The organism is Pseudomonas sp. KBN12P06040 (genome assembly GCF_037574965.1).
Taxonomy (GTDB): domain Bacteria; phylum Pseudomonadota; class Gammaproteobacteria; order Pseudomonadales; family Pseudomonadaceae; genus Pseudomonas; species Pseudomonas aeruginosa.
Map to the genome: position 1 here is coordinate 4,313,255 of NZ_JBBELS010000001.1, position 13,612 is coordinate 4,326,866.

10 protein-coding genes are annotated in these 13,612 nt (G+C 58.7%); 8 read left to right on the forward strand and 2 right to left on the reverse strand.

What is annotated here, in order from left to right:
• Positions 1-5 precede the first annotated feature (5 nt).
• From VQ067_RS20215 to VQ067_RS20235, 5 genes are all read left to right on the forward strand, one after another.
• Complete coding sequence (locus tag VQ067_RS20215; protein WP_103518202.1) at positions 6-2,135, forward strand: hypothetical protein; 2,130 nt, start codon at positions 6-8, stop codon at positions 2,133-2,135.
• A complete protein-coding gene (locus VQ067_RS20220) occupies positions 2,136-2,549 on the forward strand; it encodes a hypothetical protein (protein ID WP_103518201.1) in 414 nt (137 codons plus the stop codon). It begins immediately after the preceding gene.
• Positions 2,550-3,057: 508 nt separating this feature from the next.
• Positions 3,058-4,305 carry a ribonucleotide-diphosphate reductase subunit beta gene (locus VQ067_RS20225; RefSeq protein ID WP_003086547.1) on the forward strand — a complete coding sequence of 416 codons (1,248 nt, stop codon included), beginning with the start codon at positions 3,058-3,060 and terminating at the stop codon, positions 4,303-4,305.
• Between the two features lie 359 nt (positions 4,306-4,664).
• A complete protein-coding gene (locus VQ067_RS20230; protein ID WP_033990247.1) occupies positions 4,665-5,198 on the forward strand; it encodes an REP-associated tyrosine transposase in 534 nt (177 codons plus the stop codon).
• A gap of 532 nt (positions 5,199-5,730) precedes the next feature.
• Positions 5,731-6,285, forward strand: coding sequence for a BRO-N domain-containing protein (locus tag VQ067_RS20235; protein ID WP_033990250.1), 555 nt, complete (start codon positions 5,731-5,733; stop codon positions 6,283-6,285).
• A gap of 465 nt (positions 6,286-6,750) precedes the next feature.
• On the opposite strand, the gene VQ067_RS20240 is transcribed toward VQ067_RS20235, so the two are convergent.
• On the reverse strand, positions 6,751-7,218 hold the full coding sequence (locus tag VQ067_RS20240) for a DUF6392 family protein (protein WP_071534445.1): 468 nt from the start codon (positions 7,216-7,218) through the stop codon (positions 6,751-6,753).
• Entirely contained in the window at positions 7,218-9,518 is a 2,301-nt protein-coding gene (gene pys3, locus VQ067_RS20245) for a pyocin-S3 (protein ID WP_033990326.1), read from the reverse strand. Before pys3 ends, VQ067_RS20240 begins: the two co-directional genes overlap by 1 nt.
• A gap of 494 nt (positions 9,519-10,012) precedes the next feature.
• Between pys3 and VQ067_RS20250 the strand changes: the two genes are divergently transcribed.
• From VQ067_RS20250 to toxA, 3 genes are all read left to right on the forward strand, one after another.
• A complete protein-coding gene (locus VQ067_RS20250; protein WP_033990252.1) occupies positions 10,013-10,381 on the forward strand; it encodes a DUF2195 family protein in 369 nt (122 codons plus the stop codon).
• 27 nt (positions 10,382-10,408) lie between these two features.
• On the forward strand, positions 10,409-11,188 hold the full coding sequence (locus tag VQ067_RS20255; RefSeq protein WP_003082336.1) for an ATP-grasp domain-containing protein: 780 nt from the start codon (positions 10,409-10,411) through the stop codon (positions 11,186-11,188).
• Positions 11,189-11,499: 311 nt separating this feature from the next.
• Positions 11,500-13,407, forward strand: a complete 1,908-nt coding sequence (gene toxA / locus VQ067_RS20260) for an exotoxin A (protein WP_033990254.1) — start codon at positions 11,500-11,502, stop codon at positions 13,405-13,407.
• Positions 13,408-13,612: the final 205 nt, after the last annotated feature.

Below are 13,612 nucleotides of genomic sequence, written 5' to 3' on the forward strand. Positions count from 1 at the left end.
AACCAATGGGCGAGATAATACACTTTGTCGGCAAAGAACAACTAAGCGCCAAGCAAAACTTGGAGCAATATATTTCTCATGCCAAGACAAATTTCCCATTCACCGACGTTGACTGGACTAGCAATAGCTGGGACATTACTTCATTTAACATTGGCAGAAGCCAGGGCAAGATCAAGAAAGTCGCTCATTTCAAGTCACTTCGCGATGAGTCCGGCAGCAAGTCGGCAGTCCAAGTCCCATTTGAGGGGGACTTCTTGAATTTCGCAAAGGCCGCTTTTAGCGAGACCATGCGCCGCTTAAAGCTCTCTGAATTCAAGCGACACCTCTACGCATTACAGGCAATCGAGCAAGCATTGCTTAACTCCAGATTGAAGCCCTGCATCACCAACGTTACGCCAATTGTATTGGATAATGCTGCGGATCTTTTGAAGGGGCGATTCAAAGATCCATGGCATACATCAAGGGTACTTGAACGACTTGTAACTGAAATTATCAATCCAGCACGACTGACTCCAAACCACCTTGAATGGAGTAGTCCGATTGCATACTCCCCTCCAGTGAGGAACGACCGGATATCGCCGAAGCAAACTGAAAAAGTTGCTGCACGACTGCCATCTCTGGAATCCATTCTGGCTCTTGCGGACATTCACCACACAAGCAAACATGTGCCTGACAGAGTTATTACTTCGTTTGTAACCTTGGCCATGTACGCTCCAAGCAGGTCAAGTGAGATCCTAAGCCTGCCAGTAAACTGCCTTCGTAATGTTGATTCTGAGGAAGGCACCGTTCTGGGTATTGCATGGGCCCCTGCGAAGGGTGCGCAGCCGATGACCAAATTTGCAGCTTCGGATGAGTTTGAGGTGGTAATTCAGAAGACGGTGGATTATCTCGTCGAGCTTGGCGCCACGGCCAGAACAGCTGCTGCCTGGTATGCAAATAACCCTACCAAAATCTACTTACCACCGGGTACTGAGCACTTACGAAACCTGCCGATAACTTTGCATGAAGCCTCTAAGATTCTTGGAAAAGCGACTGCAATCGTGAACTCTCACGCTTTTCGGGGTTATGGGCTGATTGCCACTGGCGAAAGCACAAATGATAAAGGCCGCATGGCAAATGGAGCACACACCAACCAAGCACCACTATTCGAATTCGACTCACTAGAAAAATACGTATTAGGGAAGTTACCTTCAATCTTCCCGATACTGGATGGACATACCGGTATTAAATGGCATGAAGCGCTTTTTATATTCCCAATGAATACCCTCAGGCCGGACGGTGAGTCGTTACTTTATCTTCCCGCGCCTATCACCACGAATCAGATCAACAATCAGCTCGGCGCTAACCCAAAAGGGGTAACGATCTTCAGCAGGAACGGCAAAGCTAATCAGGACGGAAGCTCAATTGCCATCACAACACATAACTTCCGCCACCTGTTGAATACGCTGGCTCAAAGCAAGCATCTGAGCGAAGCCCTTATCGCATTTTGGTCTGGACGTAAGAACGTCTCCCAAAATGAATGGTATGACCATATCCCCCAGGAAGCCTTCATTGAGGCCTACCTGAAGATGGGCGTTCAAACCAGGGCACTCAACGTTCACGGTCATCTGGATAAGAAAGTGACCTCAATCTCAGTCGCTCACGGTCTATCCCGTGAAGAAGCCCTTCGCATGGAGCTAGGCGCGACTCATCGCACGCGGTACGGGATCTGTCGTCACGACCACGCGCTCACCCCATGCCCCAAGGACAAGGACTGTGTCAGCTGCTCCGAGCACACCTTTGTGAAGGGCGACAAGCGTCACAAGGACGAAGCTGAGTTTCAGTTCAAGCTCCATGAAAAAGCCGTCTCAGACGCTCAGGGCGCTGTAGAACGAGGGGAGCCAGGGGCATCAAGATGGCTAAGGCTCCATGTACCGAAGTTCAATGCATGGCGTCAGGTGCTTGATCTGATGAATGACCCAAGCATCACAGACGGCACCTTGGTCACACTGCCTCCGCCGGAGAATGCTCAATCCAAGGCAGGCTTAGCTGAAGCTGTGCGGATCATCGGCGGCGTAACGCAATCAATCGAGAACAAAAGCACTCAGGCCGTGGACGAGGATGAGTCGCTGCTACTGGAAATGGGGTTCTTCTAAGTGGGCGCACCAAAGCTAACCGACAGTGGCATTGAGAAGGCTGTAAGGCTCCTTGATGGCTGGGCCGGAAAACTGACCTGGGATCGCTATCTGGCGATGCTGGAGGTTGAGATCGGCCACAAGTACACCAAGGCTGCGATGCTGAGGCACCCTCGCATCAAAGCCGCTTGGGATCATGCCAAGGAGCACGCCAGGGAGGAAGGCGCCGTTGGCGGCCCTCGTAGCGCTGTAGAGACTGAGAAGGCTCTCGAGCGAGTGCACCTCTTGGAACGCCGTGTAGAGCGGCTTACACGCGAGAACAACAGCCTGCTGGAGCAGTTTGTCCGCTGGAGTCACAACGCTGTGCGCAGCGGTCTGACCATAGAAGACCTAGATCGTCCCTTGCCCTATGCTAAACCCAAGGAGATCCGCTAGATCAAAAATTGATCGATGAGTGGGCCTGCGCAGGGCCTTACCCGTGCGATGATGACTCAGAAATATCAAATTTTTGGAGTCGTCATCTCGTCTTTTTAGCGTATACTTCCGCCACTCAAAAGCGAGCTAAGCCCCGCATAAGTATACGTTTTTGGCAAAGACCAACCTTAAATCTGGCAAAACCCCCTATGTGTAGGGCTCGGGATCGAAGTATACGCCCCAACCTATACATATTTTGCCAATGATCGCGCGTCGCTGAACGGCGTCCGTGTCGTGGCCGGGCAAGCCGGACTCCTCCCGTGAGTCCGGCTTGCCCGGCGCCTGACGGTCGCTCGTCCAGCGCCACGCTGGCAGCGCAAGGCCCCTCGCCAGGGCCAGGAACAATCCCCTTCTTCCCTCCGGGGGAGAAGAACGGCCCGGCCAGACCGTGCCGGACCACCGCTTTCGCGTGCACCTCACGCCCCATATCCAGGCCGCCGAGACGGCCGCCAGACCAGGAGAGAGCAAGATGCTGAGCTGGGACGAATTCGACAAAGAAGACCCGACCGAAGCCAAGGCCGCGCCCGCCGCCGCCCAGGCCGTTGCCCAGGGCCATGACAAGCTGGACGACGAAGCCGCCGGCTCGGTGGAAGAAGCGCGCGCCGTTTCCGCCGACGACTCCGACGCCGTCGCCCGCGCCAAGAAGGCCCTGAACGACCTCGACATCCAGGAAGGCCTGGACGATCTCGAAGGCTCCGCCGCGCGCGTGCAGGTCGGCGACAAGCAGATGATCAACGCCCGCGCCGACCTCAACCAGCTCGTTCCCTTCAAGTACGACTGGGCCTGGCAGAAGTATCTGGATGGTTGCGCCAACCACTGGATGCCGCAGGAAGTCAACATGAACGCCGACATCGCCCTGTGGAAGAGCAAGGACGGCCTCAGCGAAGACGAGCGGCGCATCGTCATGCGCAACCTCGGCTTCTTCTCCACCGCCGACTCGCTGGTTGCCAACAACCTGGTGCTGGCCGTGTACCGCCTGATCACCAACCCCGAGTGCCGCCAGTACATCCTGCGCCAGGCCTTCGAAGAGGCGATCCACACCCACGCCTACCAGTACTGCATCGAGTCGCTGGGCATGGACGAGGGCGAGATCTTCAACATGTACCACGAGATCCCCAGCGTAGCGAAGAAGGCCTCGTGGGGCCTGAAGTACACCCGCTCGATCTCCGACCCGATGTTCCAGACCGGCACCCCGGAAACCGACCGCCAGTTCCTGCGCAACCTGATCGCCTACTACTGCGTGCTGGAAGGCATCTTCTTCTACTGCGGCTTCACCCAGATCCTCTCCATGGGCCGCCGCAACAAGATGACCGGCACCGCCGAGCAGTTCCAGTACATCCTCCGCGACGAGTCGATGCACCTGAACTTCGGTATCGACGTGATCAACCAGATCAAGATCGAGAACCCGCACCTGTGGGACGCCCAGATGAAGGACGAGGCGACCCAGATGATCCTCCAGGGCACCCAGCTGGAGATCGAATACGCGCGCGACACCATGCCGCGCGGGGTGCTGGGCATGAACGCGGCGATGATGGAGGACTACCTGAAGTTCATCGCCAACCGGCGCCTGACCCAGATCGGCCTGAAGGAAGAGTATCCGGGGACCACCAACCCGTTCCCGTGGATGTCGGAGATCATGGATCTGAAGAAGGAGAAGAACTTCTTCGAGACGCGGGTTATCGAGTACCAGACGGGCGGAGCACTGAGCTGGGATTGAGATTGTCGATTTAGGTCAAGACCGTTAGACGCTGTCGCCGGAAAGGGATTTCGGGACAGTGGTAGAGATAAAGAGCCCCGCCTTGTGCGGGGTTCTTCATTAAAGAGAAATAAAAACCCAAGGTGTTCAGCAAGTTAATCCACCAAATCAAATAGAAGATATGTGCCAAGCTCACTATCCCCAAGACACCATCGACAGACTATTTGAGGACTGTCAAACAGCCCTAGAAAACAAGAAATAAAAACATGCCCAACCATTCGCTCAATCTGAAATCTCCGTAGGGCGAATAACGCGCAGCGTTATCCGCCGGCTGGCCACGGTACGCTCCGAAATCCTTCTGGATACACGGACGATCCCCAATGCCAAGCTACCGACGCACCTGGGTCCCCGGCGGCACCTATTTCTTCACAGTCACCCTGCATGACCGCCGCTCCAACCTGCTGACCCGCGAAATCGACCTGCTCCGCCGCGTGATCGCCCAGACCAGGCGCCGGCACCCCTTCCGCATCGATGCCTGGGTCGTGCTGCCGGAGCACATGCATTGCCTCTGGACCCTGCCGCCCGACGACGCCGATTTCTCCACCCGCTGGAAGGTCATCAAGTCCGGCTTCGCCCGACGCATCTCCTGCCACGAATCACGTACCCTCGCGCAACGGCGGCGAGGACAACGCGCCATCTGGCAACAGCGCTACTGGGAACACCTGATTCGCAATGACACGGACTACCGGCGCCATTTCGACTACATCCATCTCAACCCTGTGAAACACGGGCTGGTTACGGCGGTCAAGGATTGGCCCTTCTCCACCTTCCACCGGGCCGTGGCTGAAGGGCTTTATCCCGAGGATTGGGCCGGTGATCCTTCCTTGGAGGTCCGGGCGGCCGAGCGGGTTTGAGTCTGCTGGCGAATAACGGCTATGCCGTTATTCGCCCTACCCCGGCTACCAAGTCTTTTTCTCGGCCTCGCAGGATGGCCGGCCCCGAGAAAGTAACCAAAGCGCTTGCCCCTGCATTCGGCCTCCTACACGACAATTCCGCTCGGCCTCCTGATGGGGCGGACCGGAGCGTCGGATGTTTCTCTGGAAGAGGTAGGGCGAATAACGCGAAGCGTTATCCGCAGCTACACAGGATTTTCCTGTAACGCCCGAGCATCGGGGGATTGAAAGAACTTCGTCAAGTCGATGTACAAGCAATGGCTTCAGAGAATCGGCGGATAACTGCTTTGCAGTTATTCGCCCTACCGTTGACCGCTATCGGTGCGCTCCATAATCATTCTTCGGCGCTAAGAACGCATATCACCCAGCGGCAAACCGCTCCCGAAAGTAGCGGTGTATTCCATTGAGGAAATGCGTATGCCATTCGTTTTTCAACCCACCCCATTCATCCCCTCGCGGCACGACACCAATACCACCTCCCCGGAGGTGCGCCATGTCTGACACCCTCCTCCACCCCAGCCGTTTCACCCACCACCATCGGGTCCTGCACGCCGTGCTGCTGGATGAGGAAGGCTGGTTCGTGCTCTCCGACCTGGTACGGCTGCTGGGCCGTTACCTGGGCGGTCGGGCGCCGGCGGCGTTGTGTGACGAGGCGCCGTGGCCGCTGGCAACGGCGGAGCAGCGCGAGCGCTTGTTCGCCCTCTGCCATGCACTGGAACGGCACCTGGATGCCGATCAGTGGCGGATCGCCTGGCTCCATGACGAACGCCACGGGCCACGCCAGGACTGCCTGGTCAGCGAGTCCGGGCTCTACGCTCTGCTCTGGCTCGCAGTGCCTGGCGCGGCACGGGGTTTGCGCCGTTGGGTCAGCGGCTCGGTGCTGCCACGCCTGCGCAGCCAGTCCCGCCCCAACGCCACGTCCCAGCGCGCCGTGCTGCACTGGAAAACCGCCGAGATCGACACCCTGCACTGGCAAGGCAAGACCTGGATCCCCCTCTCCGACTGCCCCCACCTCCTCGACCGCCCACGCCCGCTGATCCGGGCCTGACCCCGTCATACGCCCTGAAAGGAGTCAGGGCTTGAAACAGCGGAGTGACCTGCTTTTACATGACTACTTGTAGTGGCCTGCAATCAGCACCGGCCTGTAATCCATCGCGGCCAACCAGAATTATCTGCGACTGACGGATAGGCTGGGCTCAGATTAATTGCGAGCGAGCATGCAATCCATGCGCCGGGCTTGCAATCCATCACCGCGGGCTCACGCTCTTTGCGACTGACGCTCATACCGGTAGTCCGGCACTTTGCATCTTCTCCCGAAGCTCGGTCGCCCGCGCCGGATCCAGTGTATTGCTGAACAACGCACGAACCTCGGCAGGCTTGGCATCGAACTGCTCTGCCAGAGTAGGCTCCCGCTCTGGGTGAGCAGAGATGCAGACCGAGTAACTATCACATAAAAAGCAGAGGCTCCTTACAGAGAGCCTCTGTTTATATTCCTCAAAAAGTGACTACAAAATCAGTCATGATCAGGATTCATTAGTATGAAAGAAAGAGTGTCAACCTTCATTTCAGCGGTATAATTGAAAAACACCTTAATATCAGGTCGATCAGGATAAGCATAGTAGTCCCAACCTCCAACTAATCCGATCACAGGCATTGTAAAGGGCTCTTTGGTCTTCTCTGGAGTGCCAAGAATGGAACGAACACCTGTTTTATCCATACTCCTAGAAAAGGGAGGTGGCAGTTCACCTTGATAGGCTGGAATGTTGTCCATCGTTTTTATAAGAACTATATGGAGTTTCTCGGCAACTTTACTTTCCCCCCAAAACTCTAGATCAACACCAGTATCGACATCTAGAGTAAGCCATTCAGAATCTTCGTACTGCTTCTCAAGAGGGGTTTCCGGTATTAAATTTTTCTTTAACAAATCGCCATAGCTCTGTCCAAGAGCACCAACAATTTTCTTGATTGATTCAGAATTCATCAGTACCACCCCTGCTCTGTATTGATTTTGTGCAACCTTGAACGTGCATCTTCAACATCTTTCTCAGAAAAACCCTCTTCCAGCAAAGCACCCTTGACTGCGTCAAAGTTGCTATCTACTGCCTTTCTTAAATCTGCTGCATCCTTACGCTGTTTTTCCTTAGTATTACGCCCGCCGTAGGTTTCGCTGTACTTCTGGTGTATCCGCGCAGGAATAGCGATGCTAGCCCCTTTCTTCATCAACTCCCGAATTTTCTTATCCTGAATTCCCGGAATATTCGATCTCAAACTCGTCGCCAACGCACCTTGAGCCGGCATATGGTCAAGATGGTTTCCATCACGAGGTCTTCCTGCAAAATTACCATAAATGTCCACTTCCAGCGGCTTAACTGGCGGCTTGGAAAAGACCAGATAGAGCGGAGGAACGTCCGAGCCCGCCGGGAAGATCACGATCAGATCGTCCAGATCTAATGGCACTCCCGGATAGGACTCCGGTTCGGCCTGCACTGGGGTGATCGTTGCTCCCTCATACACCGGAACCGGCTGCGGTACGACCGGAGTGTTGCTTGAGGGGTTCTGGCTTCCTGGAGGGGTAGCAGGGGTCCAGGTCAAGATCAGTGGTGGTGTATTCGGCACGGTGGATTTTGCGGGAACCGTCACCTCATACCGGCCCGTCGCAGCATTGAGGGTCGCGGCACGAACAGGCACCCCCTTGGGGACAGTTGCCCCGTTGGTCAGCACCGCGGCAATCTGCGACTTACCACTCGGGCTCTCTTGTGCAGCACTCGTGAGTCGTACCGGCATATCAACCGTGCCGCCTGCCTTGGCGACGCTTTGCAAATCAGCCGTGCCAGGAAGCCCCAGAGCGGACGCCTCCAGTGCCAATGCATTGCGAACGCCGGCAGGAACCTTGTCACTGTCTTTACCAGCCTGGTCGGAGTAGAGCGATAGCACCGCGAAGGTGGCAACGTATGCGCCAGGTCCACTACCAGCAATCTGAATCAAGCGATTGACAGCATTCGTTAGGGAAGCCGCCAGGCGAGCCGTCTCCACTGCCGCACTACCAAACCCGGCCACCGAAACCAGCGGCGCAGAGGTGGCCGGCATCGCCAAGGTGTTCGCAGCCTGGATGATCTGACCTGGTACTACATCGGCTGTTTTTTGCAAATCGTTGGTCGCCGCACGCTGTGCTTCGGCTACCGCTGCTGAGACCTCTTTTGCCTTAGCCTGCAGCGCTGCTTCGGTCTGCAGGGCAAAGGTGTTCACCTTGGCATAGGTGCTTTCAGTGAATTGTCGAAGGGTTGCTTGTGCAGCTTGCGAAGCCGCCTTGGTGGGGCTGGCCTTGACCTGGGCGGTTAGCCTGTTGACCTCGGTTTCGACCTCGGCGGCCGCATTGGCAGCAAACTGAGCCAGCGCTTGTTTTCGTGCTGTCGAAAACGCCGTGGCTTCGTTGACGATCTGCTTGACTTTGGTGTTGAAAGCCGTGACCTGGGCTTCTCCACTGGCCTGTGCTGCCAAGGCAATCTGATTCCGAAATGCCGCGCTGATCAGGTTCTGGCTGGACGAAATCTGGCTGTTGGCTTGTTGCTGGGCTTGCGCTGTCTTGACCTGCACCGCCTGGGTTGCCGAGGCGACTGCACCACTGACCTGGGTGGAAACCTGAGACAGACTAGCATCCACTGCTTTCACACGTTGCTGGACCTTGGTGGCGGTCGGAGTGGTGATCGCGTTGAAGTCGGCACCGAGCTGTTGAGTGACCTGCTGGGCTTCCAGGCGTGCCGCTTCTTCCGCTTTGCGTTTGGCGTCCGCTTCTGCCTGACGCTGGGCTTCTGCCTCCGCCCGGCGGCGGTCGGTTTCAGCATTGAGCTTGTTCAAGCGCTCTTGAAGACTATTGATCTGATCATTCAGGATGATTGTGTTGTAGCTTGCTTGCAGCTTATCCAGACTAGCCGAGTTCTGAACCACATCCAATTCGTTATCTAGTTCAGGGCGCTTTCGATTTAGCAGCCCGGTGACAACTACGGTTGATCTTTCCAGCCACTGCTCAGGTGTGAAGCTGGCAGGTAGTGCCGGATACTTGGCAGCTTCCGTATCCAACTCTGCCTGAACGTCGGCTTCCAGACTCTCTTTCCTCTTTTTGAAGTCAGCCTCCATGGCCAGAGTAAAACCACGGAAAGGGTTACCGAACGGATAGTTGCTTAGTATGTCCTGCCTGTCTCGTGATACGTCTATGCTAACTCCGCCAGGTTTCCCGGGGCGACTTGAGTATCTAACAATCAGTGGCGGTGGTGCATCAGCCATAGTTTTTACCTCGATTTGAGCTTGAGAAAATATACAGAGGTATTCTTGCTGGAATATGTGCCCACTGGAATCCAACTTCTAAAATCAACGCCAATGCACCTGGCACACACGCCAATCAACTACAATCCCTCCACACGACCATGAGCGTCATCGATTTCCTTCAATAGAGCTGACTCATTTGCGCATGTGTCCATCAAACGGTCATTTCCTGAACGCACACCTCATCTACCCCTGCCAGTCACGGAAGCCGCATACCTTCAGTTCATTAACGAAGTCCCACTTTCAAAATTCATCCATGCCGCCCCTTCGCGAGCTTCCGGACAAAGCCACGCTGATTGCGAGCCCAGCGTTTTTGATTGCAAGCCGCTGCACTTGGTCAGGCCGTTTCCGCAGCGCATGAAGTCCTGGCCGATCTACCGGCAGGGCCAGCCATCGTTCGACGAATAAAGCCACCTCAGCCATGATGCCCTTTCCATCCCCAGCGGAACCCCGACATGGACGCCAAAGCCCTGCTCCTCGGCAGCCTCTGCCTGGCCGCCCCATTCGCCGACGCGGCGACGCTCGACAATGCCCTCTCCGCCTGCCTCGCCGCCCGGCTCGGTGCACCGCACACGGCGGAGGGCCAGTTGCACCTGCCAATCATCCTTGAGGCCCGGCGCTCCACCGGCGAATGCGGCTGTACCTCAGCGCTGGTGCGATATCGGCTGCTGGCCATGCATGCCAATGCGAAGGCACAGGTCCTTCAGGAAGGTCTGCTCGACGGTCGCTACGAAGGCACCCGTACCCTAACGCTGGCAGCGGATGCGCAACTGGCGGCCGACAGCACGCTCGTGGTACGTCTTGGTTGCGCCGTCGCCGAATGACCATCCACCGACCCAGCGAGGTTCGCGATGCACCTGCTTTACCCCTCCGCCCCCGATCGCAGCAACGCGGTCGATGAACTCTTCGCCGAGGAATATGACGCGGCCCGTTCGGCAGGCTTGGCCTGTTCGCTGTTCTGCGACGAGGAACTGGAAAGTGGACGCTTCCGCGCCCGCCCGGAGTTTCCGGCAAACACCCAGGTGCTGTATCGCGGCTGGATGCTCACACCGGAAAACTACGCTCGCCTGCACGGCGCGATCCTCGTCGCTGGCGGACGGCCCCTGACCAGTCCACAGCAATATCGGCACTGCCATTACTTGCCAGAGTGGTATCCGCTCTGTGAGGACCTCACGCCGGCGACCCTGTTCCTGTCCAGGAACGCCGACTTCGAGGCAGTGTTGGCGCAAAGCCCGTGGCGCGCCTGGTTCGTCAAGGACCATGTGAAATCCCTGACCACCCAGCGCGGCTCGAAGGCCACCAATGCTGCGGAAGTGCGGGAAGTCCTCGATTCGATCGAGCGTTATCGAGGCACCATCGAAGGCGGTGTATGCCTTCGGGAGTTCGAGGCGCTGCGTGCGGAAACCGAGGAACGCTACTTCGTTCTTCACGGCCGCGCTCACGGGCGTCTCGATACCGTCCCGCCGCTAGTGGAACAGGTGGCACAACGTATCGATTGCCCGTTCTTTTCCGTCGACGTGGTCGAGTCGACCAGTGGCGAGTTGCGCCTGATGGAACTCGGCGATGGCCAGGTCTCCGACCGCAAGCAATGGCCCGCCGCACGCTTCGCGGCGATGCTGGCACAGGCATAGTCGGAACCGCTGCAATCCCAACCCGACCAAGCTCCCCTTGATCGATCCCGAGGGGGGCTCGTCACTCGCCCAGTGCCTCGACCACTTACTCTCATCCGAAGCCCAGGAACGGTTGTCCGTCCCCTCGCCCATGGATATTTCTTCCACTCTGCAATCCAGTTCATAAATCCCATAAAAGCCCTCTTCCGCTCCCCGCCAGCCTCCCCGCATCCCGCACCCTAGACGCCCCGCCGCTCTCCGCCGGCTCGCCCGACAAGAAAAACCAACCGCTCGATCAGCCTCATCCTTCACCCATCACAGGAGCCATCGCGATGCACCTGATACCCCATTGGATCCCCCTGGTCGCCAGCCTCGGCCTGCTCGCCGGCGGCTCGTTCGCGTCCGCCGCCGAGGAAGCCTTCGACCTCTGGAACGAATGCGCCAAGGCCTGCGTGCTCGACCTCAAGGACGGCGTGCGTTCCAGCCGCATGAGCGTCGACCCGGCCATCGCCGACACCAACGGCCAGGGCGTGCTGCACTACTCCATGGTCCTGGAGGGCGGCAACGACGCGCTCAAGCTGGCCATCGACAACGCCCTCAGCATCACCAGCGACGGCCTGACCATCCGCCTCGAAGGCGGCGTCGAGCCGAACAAGCCGGTGCGCTACAGCTACACGCGCCAGGCGCGCGGCAGTTGGTCGCTGAACTGGCTGGTACCGATCGGCCACGAGAAGCCCTCGAACATCAAGGTGTTCATCCACGAACTGAACGCCGGTAACCAGCTCAGCCACATGTCGCCGATCTACACCATCGAGATGGGCGACGAGTTGCTGGCGAAGCTGGCGCGCGATGCCACCTTCTTCGTCAGGGCGCACGAGAGCAACGAGATGCAGCCGACGCTCGCCATCAGCCATGCCGGGGTCAGCGTGGTCATGGCCCAGACCCAGCCGCGCCGGGAAAAGCGCTGGAGCGAATGGGCCAGCGGCAAGGTGTTGTGCCTGCTCGACCCGCTGGACGGGGTCTACAACTACCTCGCCCAGCAACGCTGCAACCTCGACGATACCTGGGAAGGCAAGATCTACCGGGTGCTCGCCGGCAACCCGGCGAAGCATGACCTGGACATCAAGCCCACGGTCATCAGTCATCGCCTGCACTTCCCCGAGGGCGGCAGCCTGGCCGCGCTGACCGCGCACCAGGCTTGCCACCTGCCGCTGGAGACTTTCACCCGTCATCGCCAGCCGCGCGGCTGGGAACAACTGGAGCAGTGCGGCTATCCGGTGCAGCGGCTGGTCGCCCTCTACCTGGCGGCGCGGCTGTCGTGGAACCAGGTCGACCAGGTGATCCGCAACGCCCTGGCCAGCCCCGGCAGCGGCGGCGACCTGGGCGAAGCGATCCGCGAGCAGCCGGAGCAGGCCCGTCTGGCCCTGACCCTGGCCGCCGCCGAGAGCGAGCGCTTCGTCCGGCAGGGCACCGGCAACGACGAGGCCAGCGCCGACGTGGTGAGCCTGACCTGCCCGGTCGCCGCCGGTGAATGCGCGGGCCCGGCGGACAGCGGCGACGCCCTGCTGGAGCGCAACTATCCCACTGGCGCGGAGTTCCTCGGCGACGGCGGCGACGTCAGCTTCAGCACCCGCGGCACGCAGAACTGGACGGTGGAGCGGCTGCTCCAGGCGCACCGCCAACTGGAGGAGCGCGGCTATGTGTTCGTCGGCTACCACGGCACCTTCCTCGAAGCGGCGCAAAGCATCGTCTTCGGCGGGGTGCGCGCGCGCAGCCAGGACCTCGACGCGATCTGGCGCGGTTTCTATATCGCCGGCGATCCGGCGCTGGCCTACGGCTACGCCCAGGACCAGGAACCCGACGCACGCGGCCGGATCCGCAACGGTGCCCTGCTGCGGGTCTATGTGCCGCGCTCGAGCCTGCCGGGCTTCTACCGCACCAGCCTGACCCTGGCCGCGCCGGAGGCGGCGGGCGAGGTCGAACGGCTGATCGGCCATCCGCTGCCGCTGCGCCTGGACGCCATCACCGGCCCCGAGGAGGAAGGCGGGCGCCTGGAGACCATTCTCGGCTGGCCGCTGGCCGAGCGCACCGTGGTGATTCCCTCGGCGATCCCCACCGACCCGCGCAACGTCGGCGGCGACCTCGACCCGTCCAGCATCCCCGACCAGGAACAGGCGATCAGCGCCCTGCCGGACTACGCCAGCCAGCCCGGCAAACCGCCGCGCGAGGACCTGAAGTAACTGCCGCGACCGGCCGGCTCCCTTCGCAGGAGCCGGCCTTCTCGGGGCCTGGCCATACATCAGGTTTTCCTGATGCCAGCCCAATCGAATATGAATTCATCCTGATAGGTAATCCGCCTAACCTGCGTCTGCCACGCTTTCGCTCGTCCCGGAAGCGGCCATAACAATTCCAATAGCCGACGAGGACTCTCCATGCTCACCCATC